16 protein-coding genes and 1 pseudogene are annotated in these 20,716 nt (G+C 35.8%); 2 read left to right on the forward strand and 15 right to left on the reverse strand.

Annotated features, from left to right (window positions below):
* Window positions 1-95: 95 nt before the first annotated feature.
* A complete protein-coding gene (locus tag IGK21_RS07525) occupies window positions 96-1,565 on the forward strand; it encodes a helix-turn-helix domain-containing protein (RefSeq protein WP_063627210.1) in 1,470 nt (489 codons plus the stop codon).
* A 69-nt stretch (window positions 1,566-1,634) separates the two neighbouring features.
* Here IGK21_RS07525 and IGK21_RS07530 read toward each other — a convergent pair whose 3' ends face one another.
* The 13 genes and pseudogenes from IGK21_RS07530 to pcrA form a co-directional block, all read right to left on the reverse strand.
* On the reverse strand, window positions 1,635-2,441 hold the full coding sequence (locus IGK21_RS07530) for a hypothetical protein (RefSeq protein ID WP_181915036.1): 807 nt from the start codon (window positions 2,439-2,441) through the stop codon (window positions 1,635-1,637).
* Window positions 2,442-2,501: 60 nt separating this feature from the next.
* On the reverse strand, window positions 2,502-2,750 hold the full coding sequence (locus IGK21_RS07535) for an antirestriction protein ArdA (RefSeq protein WP_181918568.1): 249 nt from the start codon (window positions 2,748-2,750) through the stop codon (window positions 2,502-2,504).
* A gap of 377 nt (window positions 2,751-3,127) precedes the next feature.
* Complete coding sequence (locus IGK21_RS07540) at window positions 3,128-4,468, reverse strand: UvrD-helicase domain-containing protein (protein WP_181915038.1); 1,341 nt, start codon at window positions 4,466-4,468, stop codon at window positions 3,128-3,130.
* 1 nt (window position 4,469) lies between these two features.
* Window positions 4,470-6,293 (reverse strand): AAA family ATPase, encoded by a 1,824-nt coding sequence (locus IGK21_RS07545; protein WP_181915039.1) that lies wholly within the window; start codon window positions 6,291-6,293, stop codon window positions 4,470-4,472.
* 338 nt (window positions 6,294-6,631) lie between these two features.
* Window positions 6,632-7,108 (reverse strand): annotated as a pseudogene (tnpA, locus tag IGK21_RS07550) (IS200/IS605 family transposase).
* 244 nt (window positions 7,109-7,352) lie between these two features.
* Window positions 7,353-7,481: a hypothetical protein gene (locus IGK21_RS07555; RefSeq protein WP_010718988.1), complete on the reverse strand. Its 129-nt coding sequence runs from the start codon at window positions 7,479-7,481 to the stop codon at window positions 7,353-7,355.
* Between the two features lie 83 nt (window positions 7,482-7,564).
* Window positions 7,565-8,938 carry a 23S rRNA (uracil(1939)-C(5))-methyltransferase RlmD gene (gene rlmD / locus IGK21_RS07560; protein WP_181915040.1) on the reverse strand — a complete coding sequence of 458 codons (1,374 nt, stop codon included), beginning with the start codon at window positions 8,936-8,938 and terminating at the stop codon, window positions 7,565-7,567.
* 332 nt (window positions 8,939-9,270) lie between these two features.
* Window positions 9,271-10,311, reverse strand: coding sequence for a diacylglycerol kinase (locus IGK21_RS07565; RefSeq protein ID WP_010718986.1), 1,041 nt, complete (start codon window positions 10,309-10,311; stop codon window positions 9,271-9,273).
* A 9-nt stretch (window positions 10,312-10,320) separates the two neighbouring features.
* Complete coding sequence (gene gatB / locus IGK21_RS07570) at window positions 10,321-11,751, reverse strand: Asp-tRNA(Asn)/Glu-tRNA(Gln) amidotransferase subunit GatB (protein ID WP_034698244.1); 1,431 nt, start codon at window positions 11,749-11,751, stop codon at window positions 10,321-10,323.
* Window positions 11,748-13,220, reverse strand: coding sequence for an Asp-tRNA(Asn)/Glu-tRNA(Gln) amidotransferase subunit GatA (gatA, locus tag IGK21_RS07575; RefSeq protein WP_034698246.1), 1,473 nt, complete (start codon window positions 13,218-13,220; stop codon window positions 11,748-11,750). Before gatA ends, gatB begins: the two co-directional genes overlap by 4 nt.
* Window positions 13,220-13,525, reverse strand: a complete 306-nt coding sequence (gene gatC, locus IGK21_RS07580; protein ID WP_010718983.1) for an Asp-tRNA(Asn)/Glu-tRNA(Gln) amidotransferase subunit GatC — start codon at window positions 13,523-13,525, stop codon at window positions 13,220-13,222. The genes gatA and gatC overlap by 1 nt, the downstream gene beginning before the upstream one ends.
* Window positions 13,526-13,633: 108 nt before the next feature.
* The gene (gene ligA / locus IGK21_RS07585; RefSeq protein ID WP_094940120.1) at window positions 13,634-15,664 is read right to left on the reverse strand and encodes an NAD-dependent DNA ligase LigA; all 2,031 of its coding nucleotides are present in this window, start codon (window positions 15,662-15,664) and stop codon (window positions 13,634-13,636) included.
* A 16-nt stretch (window positions 15,665-15,680) separates the two neighbouring features.
* Window positions 15,681-17,918 (reverse strand): DNA helicase PcrA, encoded by a 2,238-nt coding sequence (gene pcrA, locus IGK21_RS07590; RefSeq protein WP_063627213.1) that lies wholly within the window; start codon window positions 17,916-17,918, stop codon window positions 15,681-15,683.
* Between the two features lie 230 nt (window positions 17,919-18,148).
* Here pcrA and IGK21_RS07595 point away from each other — a divergent pair, with 230 nt between their 5' ends.
* Window positions 18,149-19,708, forward strand: a complete 1,560-nt coding sequence (locus IGK21_RS07595) for a ClC family H(+)/Cl(-) exchange transporter (protein ID WP_010737720.1) — start codon at window positions 18,149-18,151, stop codon at window positions 19,706-19,708.
* A gap of 109 nt (window positions 19,709-19,817) precedes the next feature.
* Here the strand turns inward: IGK21_RS07595 and IGK21_RS07600 are convergent, their stop codons facing one another.
* Window positions 19,818-20,057, reverse strand: coding sequence for a hypothetical protein (locus IGK21_RS07600; RefSeq protein WP_010718979.1), 240 nt, complete (start codon window positions 20,055-20,057; stop codon window positions 19,818-19,820).
* A gap of 28 nt (window positions 20,058-20,085) precedes the next feature.
* Window positions 20,086-20,694: a hypothetical protein gene (locus tag IGK21_RS07605; RefSeq protein WP_010737721.1), complete on the reverse strand. Its 609-nt coding sequence runs from the start codon at window positions 20,692-20,694 to the stop codon at window positions 20,086-20,088.
* Between the last annotated feature and the right edge of the window lie 22 nt (window positions 20,695-20,716).

Consider the following 20,716-nt stretch of genomic DNA (forward strand, 5'->3'; position numbering starts at 1 on the left):
AAAAAAATTGAGCTCATCGTTTATTCAAGTTAAAATAAAAAAGATTTCACTAAATAAATTACGCGGCTTTTAATTAAAGTCGGGAAGGAATAAGAATGAATAACCTATTTTTCAGATTATTAAATAACAAGCAATTACAGCGGCAGATAAGAATTCTTTACTATTTACATAAATGTGATTCGATTTCTTCAACTGAAAAACTAGTGAAAGAACTTGAAACAACAGCACCGACACTTCGCGCGGATATTGATTCTTTACAACAATTACTTCCCAAGGGAATGACCATCAAATATTATAAAAAGATCGGTTACCGATTGATGGTGTCTACATTCAAAACGATTGATTCCATTGTCATGGAGATTGCTAAAGATACAATTGTTTATAAATTGATTGACGAAATCTACCGAGGTCGTATTCATTCATTCCAAACTGCCACCGAACAGTTTCATCTCTCGCATTCAGTTTTGAGAAAGACCATTCGCCATATTAACAAAGAATTAAAATTTTATCGCCTTACTTTATCGACTAAACAATTAGATTTATTAGGAAATGAAGCAGATATCCGTTACTTTTTATTTGAGTTTTACCATGGTTTTAGACAAACATTTACGACCAATCATTCTTATCAAACAATCAACAATACATACGAAGAACTCCAAGAAGCGACAACGCAAATCGCAACAAATTATTTTCGCATCAACTTATGGATGAATATTTTAAAACAGCGCTTATTAAATAAACAAATGATTCATCTCGAACCGTCCTTATGTAAAGAAATTAAGGCAAGAACAAGTTTCATTCAGTTTAAATCGGTTTTTAAAAAGTATTTTAAAAGTAGATTTGGTATTACCCAAGTAGCCGAGGAGGAAATTGTTTGGTCTTACCTCATACGCTTACATTGTGTTTCTTACTACCCAGCTAACAAAACTTTGAATCTGTGCTATCCAGAAGATATTCCAACCTTAGAACAGTATGAACCATTTTTACGACCATTACAGAATTCTACAACTATCACAAATGTCGACCTGCTAAAGTTAAAAGGATATCTCAGCAACCTGCGTCTGCTGACAAAAATCTCTTCTCATTTTGAGCGAATCACTTTAGAACTTCATACCAGCGTACCTATGAAAGTCAAAAAACTTTTTAAAGAATGGCAGAACTATTTAAAAAAGTATACACATGTATTACCTTTTTCTGTTACCCACTATCAAGATATCGCCTTAACGTTAAGTATTATTCATTATGCCAATTTAACCTCTTCCTCTACCCAAAAAAAACAGACAATTTTGTTTTCATTCCAAGGAGAACCCGGATTAGAAGACTATTTGACTCGATTCGTATGTCAATTGCTTCCACAAAATGTGGTTCCTCTTTTTGTCTCTAATAAATTTATTTCACATAAGATGGTTTTAGAAACTGAGGTTGCATTGGTTGTTTGCAATTATGATTTTCTAGATACAACCTGCCCTTGCCCAGTACTCTTACTTTCTTATTTTCCTACAAAAAAGGAATGGCTCGATTTACAACAATACATTTTTAAATTAGCTTATCCAATCAATGATTGATCATTAGTTCCACAAGTGACAAAAAAAGAGCAATCTACTATAATAGCTGATTGCTCTTTACAATGATTCCTATAAACTTTTATTTAATTCTTCAACTTTTTTTTGTACGTCTACTTCTTTATATTTCTCCCCAAGTCTTACAGCTCTTAAGGTATTTTCCCAATCATTAATATTAACTGGTTCGCTAGCTCTATTAATACCTGTTAGCATAGCACTAGCAAATATTGAAAAATCTAAAGCAAATACAATTAAATCATTAATATCCTTATAGTCTAATGGAAAATTATTTATAATGATATCTAAGTCTACTTTCATAGTAGCTTCATCATTATGTGCATATACTTTATTGCGTTGTTTTAATAAATTTTTGATTTTTTCATGTAGTTTACTCAAACGCCATTCATAAAGGTCAAAGTATCTTTCAATAGTCATTTCTACATAAATTGGTAAATTTTTATCACCAAGTAATTCTTGAGTTGGTTTTTCACGTTCTATTTCCTCTTGGAAAAAATCTCTTTCGTCTTCCATTACAGTGTGTATAAAAGGAAAAGTTTGCGTATGATTCTTGCCATTTACATTTATTTCTTCTTGAAGTTTAAATTTTGGGAAATAATCAATATTATCCCTACATTCCTTAACTAATTTTTGAATATTTGATGAATAACGATGAGAATCATATATCTTGGAAAGCTCCATAAATGTTGCCACAACTAAAGCATTGTAGGTATAAGAATAAAATGCACTCGATAAAGACATTTCTTCGTAATAATTGGTTCTGTTTTCTGCAACTTGTTTTACAATTGAAAAATAGCAATTAGCTTGACGTGCTTGGTTCATAAATATATCTATCTTTTTAATTAGTTTTTCTTTGTCCATTATGAGGATTCCTTTCATGTGTAATTATAATACAAATATTATACTAGAAAAAACTCATAATTATAAGAATATTTTAAGAAACGTATCCAAAACACCATGCGAAATGACTATATAGTTGTCCGAAATTTCCATGTCACGTCCGAAAAATTGATAGTCGATATAGATTTGAATATTGCGTGGTACTGGTACTTCCTCAAGATATCTAGTTTCTCCCACGCAGTAGCGAGAACTAACTTCTAGAGAATCAAAACCACTATAACAGTCCATATTCTCTACGTGTTCTAGCAATTTTGCTAAAGGACAAACCACATACCTTAAATTTCTTTCAATTTATCGAGGAGCGGTTCCTCTCTAATTCCATTACCAGTTCAAACATACGATTGATTTTACTAATTGTTCAACTTGTCCTCACCGGCGTATTCTAATTATTCAAATGTCTTTTACATGTTGGGAATTACTTTTTTTAGTTACATAAATTAGTTACCTCTTTTTTTCTATTTGTTGTAGTTGTTAGTAGTAGTTAGTAATTAATGACATCCCTTTTACAGTCGTAGAACGGTTCATATATCACTTGCTTTCTAAATCGAAAGACGCAAAGGGTAGTCATTATTCATAATTAATCCTTACGTAATCAGATTACTATATAGAACAGACGCTTCTTAAAAGGAAACGTCGTAAACATAAAGCTAAATGAATTGTTTGAAATAATTAGAAACAAAGTCTTTTGAGTATAATTCTTCTACTCCTTTAGAAACAACAATCGAGAGCTTATCTAAAGACCTTGTTAAGGCTACATAAAGTCTATTTTTAGTTTTATTGTTATTTTTTTTATCTCCAAATAGATAAGGTGCTAAATCATTTGTTAAAATAAACAAACAATTTTCGCCCTCTCGCCCTTTGATTTTATCAATAGAACTAACCGATATTTTATCGTTTGACTCTTTCACATTACTTTTTAATGAATTTATTATTTTGGCATAAGTCTTTGTATCCATAGTGTAAGTGTCACCTATCTTTTTCATAGCTAGTGTAGAATTTTGGGTGTTAAGGTATGTGTCCAACATTTCAATTGTAAAATAGTAGGCAAGTTGCTTAACTAAAAGGACATTTTTATTCTTAGTTAAATCATGGATTAATAAAAACTGTTCAATTTCATGAAACAAAGTTTCTATTTTGTAATTACTTTCGGATCGTTGAGTCGTTGAATACTTTTCATTTTTTTGAGAGATATACATCAAATCAAAATTTTCTTTGGCAATGAGTGTTTTTACATCAATATCAGACTCAAAATAGATGTTTAATATCCCTTTATCTTTTTTTGATTCTTGTTTTTCTGACTTAGTAACGAGTGTATTTGAAATATCTAAGTGTTTTTGTGGACATCTATAGCAAGTATTGATATGCTTCGTTTTTTCTGGAAAATCTAGAACCATTTTACGAAGTGAACCACAACCTTTCAAATCTTGTTTAGGGTCACCCATTAGTTCAATTGGTATGGAAAAAACATCCAAACCTTTAACTATTTCCAACATATGCTTATCCATATCTTGTGCTTCGTCAATAAAAATATACCCACAATATTTGGAGAAATTATTCAATAAAACTTTTCTTTTTTCTTTTTTCTTGTCGGTAGATTTTTTACATATAATCCATTTTGCTCTTTCTGTAAAAACTTCTACATGAAGAATGCTACTTCTTTCTAATTCGGATATTTTAAAATTTTTAAATTTTGGTACGGGATCTAACTCAATGCTCGAAATCTGTTCATATTGTTTGCCATATAACAAGTAGTAATACGGTTTAATGATATCTTGATACAAAAAAGAATGTATTGTACTCAACTTTATATTTCGAGGAATTGTATCATAATATTCATTGAGTTTTTCTGCGATACAATTTACCGCATTGTTAGTAAATGTTATACAGTATATATTTTTATCTATGGGCAATTCTTTTTGCTTAACAATAATCCGTTCAGCCATTGTAGTAGTTTTTCCCGCTCCAGCACCTGCAATTTTAATTATCATTTCAACTTTCCTCCGATATAATAGTTTCAGAGTAAATTTCTTTTACTGGCAATAAAAAATCAATTATTTTTTTAATGTGTTCCGGCATTTGTAAGTTTAAAAGCTCGCCACTTGAAATATCTTTACAAACTTGAAGCATAATGGATGATTTTGAATCTGTCCATTTTTTAGAAAGCTCAGTTTTATCTGCAACTTCCCAGTTGAAATTACGCTTGAAATAATCACTAAGCAACTCAAAATTTTGTCCAGTGTTTACAATTTCTGGCTCTAGGGTATATTCTGAAGTAGTGGTTACACATATATTGTTATACTGATTATATTCCTCATGTTCATTTTGTGCCTTTGGCTGGTTATCAAAATCTCGCACAATTCCCAAACGATTTGAGCTATCATAATTCAATTTCACCCAAATATCCATTATATCTTTAAAACCTTTATGAAATGAAATTACTTCTATGTCGCTAAGATATTGTTGACTATTAATGTATGAACGAATAAATAATTCCTCTGTTAATCCCTCAACCAAAATACACCTTCTTGAAAAGAAAAGTTTATATAAATCGAGATTTGGATTCTTAGTTAAGTAGTCTTTGCATTCACTCGATAGTTCTGTAGATAAAGAAAATGCACAACCATCATTTACTATTATAACGCTATCAAAATGAAGCTTATTAATAAATTCAGTGCTATGTGTAGAGTATAATAATTGCACTGAATTGTCTTTTGTAGCAAAGGCATTCATGTAGCTCGACATTAGTTTCTTATTATTAACACATAAATGTGCTTCTGGTTCTTCTAAAGTTACCACTGAAAAAGCCGTATCCTCTTTCTTCTCAATGAAAGAATTAAGCAATACTAATAGCAGTATTAAGTTCCTATGCCCCAAACCTTGAGACGATAAGTGTTCATTAGAATACCCCAATTTAACGCTACTGAGTAGAGAGTTCATGTTGGGCATATTAGGCAATATAGAAATTTTCTCAAAAAAATTGTTAGCATACTCTATTTCTGAATTTTCTTGCCAATTGATAATATTTTCCATTTCACTTAAACTCTTTAGCTTTTCAAAAAACTTGGTATATTCTTTTTCTACTGTTATTTTTGAATCAGTATCCAATTTCATATGCAATAGTTTTACTAAAGATTTTGAACCTATTCTTTCTGTAGATTGAGAAAAATCATCACGCTCAGCAATTAATGATGTGTACTTAAATAGTTTCAAAACATCATATGGGATACTGGTATCTTTGTTAGGAACTTTTATAGAGTGAGTATATAAATCAATTGGTAATAAATTCATTTTTATGGATTCAATTATGCTAATATCTATTTTATTTGTTTCAGTAGTTTCAATTCCTTGTGAAATGAAAATTTCCTTTATTCTTTTGAGTACATCGTTAATACTCTTTGGAAAGAATTCATAACGAATTCCGTAACGAATTTCATCACTTTCATTTATATCACACGATAAATCCTTAACAAAATATAGCTCAAGATTATTCTTAGGTCTCAGAGTAACTTCAACTATCACTTTGGGCAACACTCTTGTAAATTCTTCCAAGTTAACCGAACCATCTATTATGGATTTATGATTTGCGAAAATATATTCATAATAGATTTTTTTTGCTTGATTGTTTATATCTGACCATGTTAGATTCTTTCCGTTATATCCAATATCATTTGATAAAAATGGTAATGTGACAGCTCGTAATATGTTACTTTTCCCACTATTGTTATTTCCTACAAAAGCTGTATTATCTTCTAACTTAATATTTATACTTTGAATGTTTCTATAATTCTCAATTATAAGATTTGAAATTTTCATTGAATACCTCTCTGCCTTTTTCCTTAATATTAATATATTCTAAGTATATTACATTATAATTAAGAGTTAAATAACAAATTTATATCAACGGCACTTGCAAAAGCATATTAGCGTACTGAAAATTTTGGTTCCACAATTTATAGGACTAATGAATCAGAATTGATTCTTCAGTTCCATTTTCATTAATGAATAAAGTCATTAATAACAATCAAAACCACCCGTGTGAACGGGTGGTTTGTTTTGCGGCTGAAAGCCTCTTTTACCGGCCTAAGTCTAAAAGACTTACCGAATCGGTTCCCTCTTGCACCACATTTACTCGCTGCTTCTCAAAGAAGCTCTTAGTGTTTCTTACGATTTTTTTCTTCAGTAAATGGATCAACTTCTTCAAACAATGTAAGCTGATCTGCTACGTGGTCTTCTCGTGATTGATTACGAATATATTCTGCGATTTTTTTCTTGTTTCGTCCTACTGTGTCCACATAATATCCTCTACATCAAAACTTTCTATTTCCATAACTATATTTGAGTTCTGCATGTCTATCAAAAATCATTAAACTACTTTTTCCTTTTAGGTAACCTAAAAATTGAGAGACACTTATTTTTGGCGGGATACTGACTAACATATGTATATGATCTGGACAAGCATTTGCTTCTAAAATTTCCACACCCTTTCTTTCGCATAATTCACGTATAATCTCTCCAATACTTACTTTGTATTTGCCATAAATGAGTTGGCAGCGATATTTCGGAGCGAACACTATATGATACTTACATTTCCAAACAGTGTGTGATAAACTTTCTGTAGCCTTGTTCATAAAAAGATACCTCGTAAATTTTTTGATGTGGTGGTCGGGAAACCTACTTCATCTTATCAGTTCAGGAGGCTTTTTTTATACCTCGCTGGAAACTTTCCGGAACTACCTGCATAGCAGGTGGTTTTCAAAACACAAAAAAATCTGAGTCAGAATGAGGTTCTTTCTAACCCAGATTTGATTTTACACAACTCATCAGTCCTTATTGACAAGGAGCCGTATTCTGTTTCGCGTTGATTCTTTTTAATTATTTATTATAGATTTTTGGTCCTTTTCGCATATTCCGTCGATCATTTTTAGGCTCAGCCATTTTTTTTGAACGTCCGCCGCCTTGTTTCTTTTTGATCAATTCAAGCATTTTTTCCTTTGTATCCATCTTGTACCCCTTTCTTCATGATTGTCAGCTACGTTATCATTTTCTAGTTTTCTGATTCTTTTACATGATTCACTAAGTTTGAATTATCCCTTAGGTGCTAATAGCGCCACTAATTCCACATGATGTGTTTGTGGGAATAAATCGACTGGTTGTACTTTTTTCACTTCGTAGCCTGACTCAGCAAATAACTTTGCATCTCTGGCAAAAGTTGCTGGATTGCAAGAGATATACACTAATTTCGCAGGTTCCATGTCAATGGCTGACGCAATAAAACGTGCATCTAATCCTTTTCTTGGCGGGTCGACAACGATCACAGATGGTTTGATCCCTTTGTCTTGCCATTTCTTCATGACTGTTTCTGCCTTACCCACTTCGTAATGAGCATTTTCAATTTTGTTTGTTAATGCATTGAATTGTGCATCTTCAATCGCTTCCGGAACAAGTTCCATGCCATAGACCTCTTTAACTTTATCAGCTAAAGATAAACCGATCGTTCCAATACCAGAGTAAGCATCAATGACGGTATCTTCTTTTTGTAACGCTGCAAATTCAATGGCTGTTTGATACAATTTTTCCGTTTGTTCAGTATTCACTTGATAGAATGATTTTGAGGAAATACGGTAAGTTTTTCCCAATAGTTGATCCTCAATATAACTTCTACCATAAAGAACCTTCTCTTTATCGCCTAATATCACGTTTGTTTTCTCTTCGTTGATATTTTGAACGACTGAAACGACTTCTGGCAATTCTTCATGAATAATAGAAGCAATTTCCTTTCCTTTAAAGAATTTTTCTTTTCGTGTAACTAAAACGACCATCATTTCATGTGAGTAATGACCTCTTCTGATGATAATATGACGGATTTGTCCTTCATTTTTCGCCTCGTTATAACCACGTACTTGGAAACGTTGCAAAATATCTCTCACACGTTTGATGGCTTCATCGATTGCTGGATCTTGAATATAATAATCCTCGATTTCAACTAGTTCATGACTATTCTTTTTATAAAAACCAGTTGCTAGACGACCATCCATTCTTCTCACTGGAATCTGAGCTTTGTTACGATAGCCAACAGGATTCTCCATTGGGATGGTAGGTAAAATGTCAACCTCTGGCATCTTTGCGATCTTGCTCATGACATTTTCCACTTGCTTTTGTTTAAAAAGTAATTGTTGCTCATAGTTCAAATGTGCTAAAGGAGCAATTCCTGTCCGTAGAAGGCGATTATCCTTTAATGGTTGACGGTCTGGTGATTCAGTTAGCCATTTTTCTACTTTTCCATAACCAAATTTATTTCCAACTTTCACTACCAGCACTTCCACTCGTTCGCCTGGCAATGCATTTTCAATAAACAAAGGATAGCCATCGATTTTAGCTACGCCCATACCTTCATAACTTAAATCGATAATATCTAATGTGTAACGTTCATTTTTTTTAACTGATAGTTTCTCTTTCATAATAACTCCTCATTTAGGTTTGTAACTGAAGCAGTTTTGCTTTTAGTACTACGGTCATATCCAAAAAACGATCATTTGTGTTTTATTGGATAGGGACTTGGTACCGGATTGCTTCAGGACATTTTTTTTAGACACATAGAGCCTTTTTTTGGCAAGTCCATTTATTCACTTGATGCCTTCACTTCATTTACGATCCAATTGTCAATCTTTCGTTCGCCTGCTTTAGACTCAACAAAGAAAAATAACATACTGTTACATAATGACCTTCAATAAATAAGAATTAATTTTTATCATACGAAAGGGTGGAACGATCATTTGTCCCACCCTTTACGTCATTTTTCTTTATCTGCAATCTTGCCGTCACCGTCTATATCTTCATCAGTCAAACGCTCAACTTCTTTGACAAATTCTTTGCTGACCTCTTCTAACTCCTCTTCGGAACCAGTAATTGCTTCATCTGGAATTTGGTCGATGTTTGCATAAAATTCAATATGTTGATGAAGGTTTTGGAAGTGCATAGGTGCATTTCCACCATATTCGCCGTCTAAGTTGATCATGACCGGTCGGTTGATATCGTCTTCTGTTTCGACATACAAACTGCTGGTTTTCGTATAAATCACTCGAGAATCATCTACATGGCGCCCACCATTCAACATCAAGGCTGCGATATGCAAAATTTCAAAAATATTCGCTGTTTTGACAATAATTAATGAAAATTTACCATCGTCTAGCTTGGCATCAGGAGCAATCTTTTCGAACCCGCCGACTGAATTAGTGAGTCCTAAAAAGAACATAGAGGCATTCCCGATGTATTCTCCTTCATCATATTTCAAGCGCATTTTGATTGGTTTCACTCGAGGCAGCATCTCTGCTCCTTTAGCTAAATATGCCAAATAGCCGAAAATACTCTTTAGTTCTGAAGGAACTTCATAAGTTAACTCCGTTAAATAACCACCCGCAGCGATGTTGATAAAGTAGCTATCTTCCGTTTGACCGATATCCATCTTAACCGTCTGATTCTTCTTGATAACTTCAGCTGCGGCTTTGATATCATCCCGTGGAATCTTTAACGCACGTGCGTAATCGTTAGTAGTACCTGCTGGGATAATCGCCATTTTAGGGCGATGCTCAAGCGGTGCAATACCGTTAACAACCTCATTGATCGTCCCATCGCCTCCCGCAGCTACCACCAGATCAAATCCATTTTCTGCTGCTCTTCTTGCTTCATTTTTGGCAGAATTTTTTTCTGGTGTTGTCGCATACGCACTTGCTTCATAGCCAGAATCCTCCAAAGCTTGGAGGATATCCGCTAGATTTTTTTTCAACAATTCTTTGCCAGAAGTTGGATTATAAATAACACGAGCTTTTTTCATGATCTACTCCTAGCGTTTTGCTAATTCTTCTTGCAACAGTTTATTAACGACACCTGGATTGGCTTGACCTTTAGTTGCTTTCATGATTTGTCCTACTAAGAAACCAACCGCACGATCTTTTCCGTTTTTGAAGTCATCTACTGATTGTTGGTTATTATCTAAGATTTCGTTGATAACTGGTAATAGTTTGCTTGGATCAGACAACTGAACCCAACCATTTTTTTCAACAACATCTTGTGCGTCGCCACCATTTGTGATCAATTCTCGGAATACTTTTTTCGCAATCTTAGAACTAATCGTACCATCTGCAATCAGACGAATCATGCCTGCTAGATTTTCAGGAGTCAAGTTCGTTTGAGCTAATTCTAGTTTCTCACTGTTCAAGTAAGCAGATACTTCACCCATTAACCAGTTAGATGCCTGTTTTGCATCCGCACCATTCTCTAAAGTCGCTTCAAAGAAGTCAGACATTTCTTTTGATAGAGTTAGAACCATTGCATCATACTCAGGTAACCCTAATTCTTGGATATAACGTTGACGACGAGAAGCAGGCATTTCCGGCAAGCTTGCTTTCACTTTTTGGATCCATTCATCGTCAATCATAAATTTAGGAATATCAGGTTCAGGGAAATAACGATAATCGCTAGAACCTTCTTTGACACGCATCAAAATCGTTTTATTAGTTGTTTCGTCAAAACGTCGTGTCTCTTGTTGGATTTCTCCACCAGAAAGTAAGACTTTTGCTTGACGTTTTTCTTCGAAGGCTAGACCTTTTTTAACAAATGAAAGGGAGTTTAAGTTTTTCAACTCTGCTTTTGTTCCAAATTCTTCTTGTCCATAAGGTCGTAAAGAAATATTGGCATCACAGCGCATAGAACCTTCTTCCATTTTCACATCACTAACTTCAGTAAATTGGATGATTGAACGCAATGCTTCTAGATAAGCATAGGCTTCTTCTGGTGAACGCATATCAGCTTCAGAAACGATCTCGATCAATGGTGTCCCTTGACGGTTTAAGTCAACGTAAGAATAGCCACCAATACCATGCATGTTCTTACCAGCATCTTCTTCTAAGTGAACTCGTTCGATCCGTATTTTCTTTTTCTTACCTTCAACTTCGATCTCGATCCAACCGTCATGCCCAATGGGTTGATCAAATTGTGAGATTTGGTAAGCTTTTGGATTATCTGGGTAAAAATAATTTTTACGATCAAAATGTGTGTCTTTAGAAATTTCACAGTTCAAAGCGAGTGCTGCTCGCATACCGAATTCTAATGCTGCTTTATTCATTACTGGTAAAACACCAGGATATCCCCAGTCGATCACATTTGTATTGCTGTTTGGTTCAGCTCCAAAATGTGCAGGAGCTGGAGAGAAAATTTTTGAGTTGGTCTTTAACTCAACGTGGACTTCAAGCCCAATGATTGTTTCAAAGTTCATTCGCCTTTCCCTCCTAAAATTGCTGGTTTTTGATTATGGAATTGTGTTGCTTGCTCAAAAGCATAGGCTGCTTGGTACATTGTTTTTTCATCAAAATAATTACCAATGATTTGTAAACCAACCGGCATATTCTCAGATAATCCCGCAGGAACTGACATTCCAGGTAAACCAGCTAAGTTAACAGGAATTGTTAAGATGTCACTCATGTACATCGTGATTGGATCATTGATGTTTTCACCGATACCAAATGCCACTGTTGGAGAAGATGGGCCGATGATCAAATCGTAGTCTGCAAAGACTTTTTCAAAATCACGTTTGATCAATGTTCGAACTTGACCCGCTTTTTTAAAGTAAGCATCATAATATCCAGCACTTAATGAGAATGTTCCCAACATGATCCGACGTTTGACTTCTTCGCCAAAACCTTCAGTACGTGAATTCACATATACATCTTCTAAGTTCTTCACATTTTCTGAACGGTAACCGAAACGAATACCATCAAAACGTTGTAAGTTGGAACTTGCTTCTGATGAGGCAATGATATAGTAGACTGCTACCCCATATTTTGAATGTGGCAAACTTACTTCTTCTACAGTTGCACCTAATGAACGGAAAGTTTCTGCCGCTTTCAAAATGTTTTCTTTTACGCCAGGAGCGACTCCTTCGCCAAGATATTCTTTTGGTAAAGCAATCTTCATCCCCTTGATGTCGCCAGTTAATCCTTCGGCAAAATTAGGAACAGAAACACCAGAAGATGTGCCATCTTTTTCATCATAGCCACTGATTGCTGTTAGAGCTAATGCATTATCTTTCACGCTGCGAGTCATTGGTCCGATTTGATCTAGTGATGAGGCAAAGGCGATCAAACCAAAACGTGACACACGTCCGTAGGTAGGTTTCATTCCCACGATTCCATTAAATGAAGCTGGTTGGCGAATACTTCCGCCTGTATCACTACCTAAGGAAACTGGGATTTGTCCAGCAGCGACTGCAGCAGCCGAACCACCAGAAGAACCACCAGGAACTTTCGAATGGTCCCAAGCATTTTTTGTTTTCTTAAAGTAAGAAGTTTCTGTACTTCCTCCCATCGCAAACTCATCCATGTTCAATTTACCAACTGGAATCATATCTGCTTGATACACTTTGTCCATGACAGTAGCATCATAGATAGGATCAAAATTATAAAGAATTTTGGAAGCTGCAGTCGTCAACAGATCTTTGGTAACGATATTGTCTTTGATCCCAATTGGAATCCCAGCTAAGACATTATTTTCGTCAATTCCTTTTTCATCTAACGCTTTGGCTTGTGCCAGAGCTTTTTCTTCATTCAATGTAATAAAAGCTTCAATCTCTGGCTCAGTTTCTTTGATTCGCTCAAAGGTTGCTCTTGTTAAATCTTGTGCAGTGATTTCTTTAGAAACCAGTAATGCGTGCAATTCTTCTAAAGAAAGATCATATAGTTTTGTCATTATGCGCCAGCCTCCCCATTGTCAATAATTGCTGGCACTTTGATAAAGCCATCTTCTTTTTCTGGTACATTTCTCAACAATTCATCGCGATCCCAACCAGCACTTGCTCGGTCTTGTCGCATAACGTTCACTGTTTCAACCACATTTGATGTAAATGGAACACCTTCTGTATCAACTTCCTCAAGCATTTCCACCATATCAATGATTTTCCCTAATTGATCAGTAAAACTTGCAAGTTCTTCATCTGCGAACGCAAGTTTTGCTAATTTGGCAACGTGTTTTACTTGTTCTTCACTGATCGCCATACTACCCCTTCTTTCTAAACGAGTTAAAAACTTTGCTCTCTATTTTAACATAAGTGATTCCCATCTGAAATTGTTTCTTGAAATTTGTCTGAAAAAAATCAGATTTTCTTAATTAAAATGACTGTCAGCTAATGCTTCTGCCATTTTTTCTTCTGACCATACGTCGATTCCTAGTTCTTGTGCTTTGGTCAGCTTACTACCAGCGTCTTCGCCTGCAACCACGATATCGGTTTTCTTAGACACACTGCCAGTAACCTTACCTCCAAGATTTTCAATGGTTTCTTTTGCTTCTTCACGCGTAAAACGAGTCAATTTCCCTGTTAAAACCACTGTTTTTTCTTTAAAAGGTGATTCGATCGTTTCGATCTGTGAAGAACGAATCCCTTTATACTCAAAGTTGACACCTGCTTGTTTTAGTTCGGACATCAAGTCATGGACCTCTTCATTACTGAAATAAGTCACTACGCTATCAGCAATTGTATCGCCGATCGTGTCTAGCGCAATGATCGATTCAAAGTCACTTTTACTTAATGTTTCCAGATCGCCAAAATGCTCTGCTAATATCTTTGCTGCCTTGGAGCCGACGTGGCGAATCCCTAAGCCAAATATCAATCTTTCGACCGAATTATCCTTACTATCGTGGATTGCTGTCAATATATTATTGGCTGATTTTTCTTTGATTTTATCTAACGTCAGCAATTCCTCTTCCGTTAGCTTGTAAAGATCAGCCACATCTGTAACTAGTTGTTTATCATACATCTGTGCCAATACTCTTGGTCCTAGGCCATCGATATTCATGGCGTTACGTGAAACAAAATGATTCAATCCTTCTTTGATTTGGGCTGGACACTTCGGATTGATACAACGAAGAGCAACCTCTTCATCAAGATGAACTAATTCACTATGACAGATCGGACAATGTGTTGGTAAAACATAAGGTTCGCTATCAGCAGGTCGTTGATCCAACACGACTTGTGCTACTTCAGGGATAATATCTCCTGCTTTATAGATACGAACAATATCGTTTAACCTTATATCTTTTAACTTGATGTAATCACCGTTATGCAGACTTGCTCGACTAACTGTCGTGCCAGCCACTCGTACCGGAGTCATAATCGCTGTAGGTGTCACAACACCAGTCCGCCCAACCGTCCATTCGATTTCTTCGATCTTCGTTTCTACTTCTTCCGGTGGGAATTTATATGCTGTTGCCCAACGAGGTGCTTTGACAGTAAAACCTAATTGGTCCTGTAAAGAAAATTCATTCACTTTGATGACGATTCCATCAATTTCATAGGTTAAGTCCATTCGTTTTTCATGGTATTCTTCAATAAATGACCAAACTTCATCAATCGAATGACACAAACGCTTTTCGTGATTCGTATGGAAACCGATCTGTTCTAATTCTTCTAAAGCATCATATTGGGTTGTTGCTTTCATCGGTCCAAAATCCGCTACCGTATATAAAAAAGTATCCAAATTACGTTTTGCAGTAATTTTAGAGTCCAGTTGTCTCAGTGATCCTGCAGCTGCATTTCGAGGATTTGCAAAAATATCTTTTCCTTCTGCTTCTCTTGCTTGATTTAATTGCACAAATGATTTTTTGGGCATAAAACATTCGCCGCGGACTTCGATACTGATAGCATCTTTCAACTTCAATGGGACAGAACGAACTGTTTTTAGATTTTCTGTGATATTTTCGCCAACCGTCCCATCTCCTCTTGTTGCACCACGAACAAATTCGCCATTTTCATAGCGCAAGGAAACCGATAAACCATCAATTTTTAACTCACAGCAGTAATCAACAGGGCGACCAATCGCTTTTTGGACACGTTGATCAAAGGCAAAGAGTTCGTCTTTGCTAAATACGTCATTCAAACTATAAAGCGGAATATCATGAGTCACTTTTTCAAACCCACTGAGAACTTTCCCCCCTACTCGCTGAGTTGGTGAATCCGAAGTGATTAAATCAGGATATTGCTCTTCAATTGCTACTAATTCAGCATATTCTTGATCATAAACATAATCTTCGACAGTTGGTTTATCTTCAACATAATATTCTCTGGACCAACGATTTAACCGAGATCGTAGTTCTTCTGCTCGTTTTGCAGCTTCATCAATTGTCATTTCATGTTCCATCGTTTATCCCCCCTGTTTAAACTTTTTCAATTGGCGCAAATGCTGCTAACAACCGTTTCACACCTTGACTAGGAAATGCCACGTCCAATTCTAAATCTTTGGCAGTACCATTTACCCTTACCACTGTTCCGATCCCCCATTTTTTATGATTGACTTTATCGCCTGCTTTCCAGCTATTGCTTTCTCCACCAGTTGCTGTTTTTGAAGAAACAACAGTTGTTACTGGTTGTTTGTAGGCTGGTTTAGCTGTTCTGCTCGTAAAAGGACTCGTTTGTTTTGGCGTTGGCCGCATGCCTTGGACTTCTAATAATTCTTGATCGATTTCTTCTACAAAGCGAGAAGGTCGATTATATTGCGTCCTGCCATATAAGGTACGGGAAAAAGCATTGGTCAGGTAGAGTGCTTCTTCTGCTCTCGTGATCCCGACATAAGCAAGTCTTCGTTCTTCTTCCAATTCGCTTTCTTCCATCAAGGCTCGTGACAATGGGAAAACTCCTTCTTCCAAACCAATCAGAAAGACGACTGGAAATTCAAGACCTTTTGCGGCATGCAAAGTCATCAATGTCACTTGGGTAGTTTCTTCTTCTAAATTATCGATGTCAGAAACTAAGGCCAAGTCATTTAAAAATACAGTTAATTTTTCTTCTGGTGCATCCGCATTTTCTTCATTTTGTTTTTCAAATTGTTTATCAAATTCTTGAGTAACGGTTAAAAATTCTTCCAAGTTTTCGATTCTTGCTTGTGATTCTAAAGTATTTTGAATTTTTAAGTCCTCTAGATACCCACTACGTTCTAAGATTTCTTTTGTCAGTTCGGTCACTGTTAGATAGGGAACCATTTGTGTGACGTCATTGATCATATCGCCAAAAACTGCTAATTGTTGACCGGCTTTTCCACCAATGTTAGTTAAATCAACATTTTGCGCCGCTTCAAGGAGTGGCCATTGGTGGATCGTCGCAAAACTTCTTAATTTCTCGATTGAGCCAGGTCCGATCCCGCGTTTAGGCGAATTAACGATCCGTTCAAAACTGATTGAGTCTTGAGGATTCGCAATCACATTCAAATATGCTAAAATATCCTTAATTTCTTTACGGTCGTAGAACTTATGTCCGCCCACCATTTTATAAGGAATATTCGCTTTTAGTAAGGTTTCTTCCATCACACGAGACTGAGCATTAGTTCGATACAAAATCGCAAAGTCGCCATAATTCCGTTGATTTTCACGAATTTGCTCTTGCATACGATCCACAATGAAACGTGTTTCATCTCGCTCGTTATCTGCACGGTAGTAAGTGATTTTATTTCCTTCCCGGTTTTCTGTCCAAAGATTTTTCGGCTTTCGATTGCTATTATTTTCGATCACTTGGTTGGCAGCACTTAAAATTGTTTTAGTCGAACGGTAGTTTTGCTCTAATAAAATGACTGTGGCATTCGGATAATCTTTTTCAAAATCCAAAATATTTTGCATATCAGCGCCACGCCAACCGTAAATACTTTGATCAGCATCCCCCACAACACATAAATTTTGGAATCTTTGGGCGAGTAGATTAACTAAAGTATATTGTGCATGGTTCGTGTCTTGGTATTCATCCACATGGATGTAATGGAATTTATTTTGATAATAAGTCAAAGAATCTGGATGCTCTTCAAATAACCGAATGGTATTCATAATCAAGTCATCAAAATCCATACATTGGTTATATTGTAATTCTTTTTGATAAGCTACATAACACTTAGCTGCAATTTCTTCATAGTAACTTCCTTGCAACTTGGCAAACTCCTGAGGGTTTTGCAAGTTGTTTTTTGCTTGTGAAATCGTTCCAAGTATACTTCTTGGATCGTATTTTTTCGGATCAATATTCAATTCTTTTAAGATACGTTTCATTAAAGACAACTGTTCAGAAGAATCGATAATAGTAAAATTTCGGTTGTAACCGATAAAATCGACATCTCTTCTTAAGATACGCACACACATGGAATGGAAAGTCGACACCCAAACATCTTCGCCACCATATTCTAAAATGGCATTTACCCGCTCCTTCATCTCTTTAGCGGCTTTATTGGTAAAAGTAATCGCTAGGATGTTCCACGGATTTACTTCCTTTTCTTCAATCAAATAAGCAATTCGGTGGGTCAAGACCCTCGTTTTCCCACTACCTGCACCGGCCATCAATAATAGTGGTCCCTCGGTATGAAGAACCGCTTCTTTTTGTCGAGGATTCATCCCATTCAATAATTCACTTTTGGATGACATTTACAACATCCTTTCTTTTATCAATCCGTTTAATTATAGCATTTCCCCAGCTTTCATTAAAGCATATATTATCTATGAATAGGGTAGTAATAACCGCAATCTGATCACTGCAAGCGAAATGAAAATTTGTTTGCAAAGCGATGAATTTGCAATGAAAAAAAATTTCTTTTCTTTTCCTCTTGTAAAAAAGAAAAAATCACGCTAAATTAAATTGAAACGAGGGATTAGCAATGAAAGCAAAAACATTATTTAAACATGTCGACAAAACACAACTATATTATATTTTAAAAGGGGTCTTAGTTGGGTTGCTCACTGGCGGTATCGTTAGCATTTTTCGCTTGGCAATTGAGAAATTTGGTGAATTAACCGAACAAGTTTACCTTCATAGTCAACAAGAACCTTTATATTTAGCATTTATCTTAGCAGCTTCAATTATTATTGCTATTTTTGTGGGATTTCTTATCAAAAGCGATCCCGATATTAAAGGAAGCGGCATTCCCCAAGTTGAAGGACAATTACAAGGAGAATTAACAGTCTCATGGTTTTCTGTTCTATGGAAAAAATTTATTGGAGGCGTGTTATCGGTTGGTTCCGGTTTATTCTTAGGTCGAGAAGGTCCATCAATCCAGTTAGGCGCAGTGGTGGGTGAAGGAACAAGCCAATTATTAAACAGCTCTTCAGCTGAAAAGAAAATTCTTATCTCTAGCGGAGCGAGTGCGGGATTAGCAGCAGCATTTAATGCACCGATTGCTGGGTTATTATTTGTTTTAGAAGAAATCCATCATTCTTTCTCTCCATTAGTTTGGCTGACATCCTTTACATCAGCGATCACTGCTAATTTTGTGTCACTTTATTTTTTCGGTTTGAAACCTGTATTGTCTCTAGGAAAAATTCCGTCTTTACCGTTAAAATATTATGGTTTTTTAATTATTCTAGGTATTATTCTCGGTGTGCTAGGGTATATTTATCAGATCGTTTTGCTTAGCTTACCAAAATTTTATCGAAAGCTGCCGATTCCTGCACACTTTCACGGAATCGTTCCTTTTCTTTTAGTTTTGCCGATTGGCTATTTTTGGCCAACAATCCTAGGGGGCGGAAACCAGATCATCATCACTTCAGGACATGCCTTTTACCCATTAACATTGATTGCAGGTCTATTTATCTTACGGTTTTTCTTTTCTATGGTTTCATATGGCGCCAGTTTACCGGGCGGGATTTTTTTACCAATCCTAACTTTAGGTGCGCTGATTGGAGCATTTTATGGAGGGGCTTTAGTGAACTTAGTTGGTATGAATCCGATTTATGTCAAAGACTTTCTCGTGATTGCGATGGCAGGTTACTTTACAGCAATCGGAAAAGCCCCGTTGACTGCAATTATCTTAGTAACGGAGATGGTCGGTTCTTTGAATCATTTGATGCCTTTAGGTGTCGTTTCACTCTTCGCTTACGTTAGCAATGATTTATTAGGAGGCAATCCGATTTACGAATCTTTACTCGAGCGATTGATTCAACAAGAAAAACAACCAATATTAGTCGGCAAAACAACCTTTGATTTTCCAATCACTGCGGAAAGTACATTGGATGGACGAATGGTCAGAGATTTCAATTGGCCAAAACATATGTTACTCGTTTCCATTATTAGAGGAAATAAAGAGATTTTGACTCATGGGGATACAATCATGAATGTTGGCGACATTTTAGTCATCTTAACCGATGAACGTCATCTTTCAAGCGTACGGAAAACGATTGTTGCTCGCTCTTCGATTTTAACGACGAAACAAGCCTTTTAGGCAATAAAAATTTGCTCTTACGATTAGCCAGTATGCTAGTGGTAAGAGCAAATTTTTATTTTATAGGGAAATACAACCAGTATCTTTATCTTTAAAAAAACTTTTCATCTTATTCTCTTTCTTTATTTCCCCAAAAATACTTCACTGTAATTGTTACTCCTACAAGGAATATTCCCAAGAAACTAATCATTAAACTGTCTGTGTCCGTTGTTTTGGGGAAGGTACTCATCGTTTTTACTTCTGTTTTAATCACATAACCTGGTTTTTGAGCCCCTGCACTTTCTTGCTGGTCATTTGGCAGTTCGGCATCAATTCCAAGTGATCCTTTTACGTCAAGTGTTGCCTTCATATTATCCCTTCTAACTTTTTTAATCAGTTTAAGGCGCTGCTGTCCAAGATACAGCATCTAATTGCAACGTCAAATTGAACGTTGGTGTACTCTTGGTTGCTGTGGTAGAAGATACTGTTCCAGCATAGTTGAAGGTGGTCGAAAAAGCATTATTTGCGGTACCATTTGCAGTTAGTTTTCCTTCATTGTTTGCTAATGTAAAGAGTTTGACTGGTGTCGTCGCAAAATCTGTGAGTGTTCCTGCGGCGATCAAGGAAGTGTTCGTTGCTGCTGGAGAAACAAGATTTAGACTAGAAATTTCTGTGATACTTTCGGCATTTGTTTGCGCGAAATCTGCAATGGATACATCAACTGGACGTCCCGATTTATTTTCAATAGTATAGGTTGGAGATTCAATATCATTTCGCCCGCTTACGTTATAGAATATGGTCGCTGTATCTAATGTCACATTGATCCAATTGTCATGACTTTCCTCAATCGCTTCTTCTGGATCTGTGTTATCTAATCCAATCGTACCATTGATTTGAATATCGGCTTGGTCAACACCAATCACGTCTTCCGCTTGAACCATTGCGGGCGCAACAAATCCAACAAAACTCCCACTAAACAACATACTTACAAGTACTTTTTTCATCATATCAATAAACCCCTTTTATTTT

It is taken from the genome of Enterococcus sp. DIV1421a (assembly GCF_051711025.1).
GTDB lineage: Bacteria > Bacillota > Bacilli > Lactobacillales > Enterococcaceae > Enterococcus_B > Enterococcus_B hirae.